1 pseudogene is annotated in these 594 nt (G+C 45.1%); it reads right to left on the bottom strand.

The annotated features are described in order from the left end of the window. A pseudogene (locus tag ABGT15_RS14705) lies at window positions 1-594 on the bottom strand (hypothetical protein); the annotation flags it as partial.

Genomic DNA, 594 nt, shown 5'->3' with positions numbered 1-594 from the left:
ATTTATGCTATCGCCGTTGCAGATTGGAGTTGTTACAGTTGGTGTCAATACTGGTAAACCATAAACCGTAATGGTACCCGTTGCCAGAATATTACCACAACCTCCTGCCAACGGAACACTATAATTAAACACACCTGCTACCGTTGGAGTACCACTAATAGTTATCGTATCTGAAGCCCAGTTTGCCACTACTCCTGAAGGTAAGCCTGTAGCAGTTCCAATTCCTGTTGCACCAGTAGTAGTATGCGTGATATTAGTCATCACTGTGTTGATACACAATGTTGGGCTCGAAGATGCCGCACTCACTGTATTGTCAGGTGTTACCGTAATGGTTCCTGTAGCTGATACAGTACCACATCCTCCTGTCAACGGAATAATGTAATTAAACACCCCCGCTACAGTTGGAGTACCACTAATGGTAACTGCATTCGGAGCCCAACTAGCCGTTACCCCTGAAGGCAAGCCTGTAGCAACACCAATTCCTGTAGCTCCTGTTGTAGCATGCGTAATGTTAGTCATTACTGTATTGATACACAAGGTTGGTGTTGATGATCCAGCGCCAACCGTATTATCCGGTGTTACTGTGATAGTTCC

Origin of the sequence: Flavobacterium enshiense, assembly GCF_040750275.1 — a bacterium.
GTDB lineage: Bacteria > Bacteroidota > Bacteroidia > Flavobacteriales > Flavobacteriaceae > Flavobacterium > Flavobacterium enshiense_B.
The sequence above is the reverse complement of the archived record's forward strand: the minus strand, read 5'-3'. Positions and strand labels throughout refer to the sequence as shown.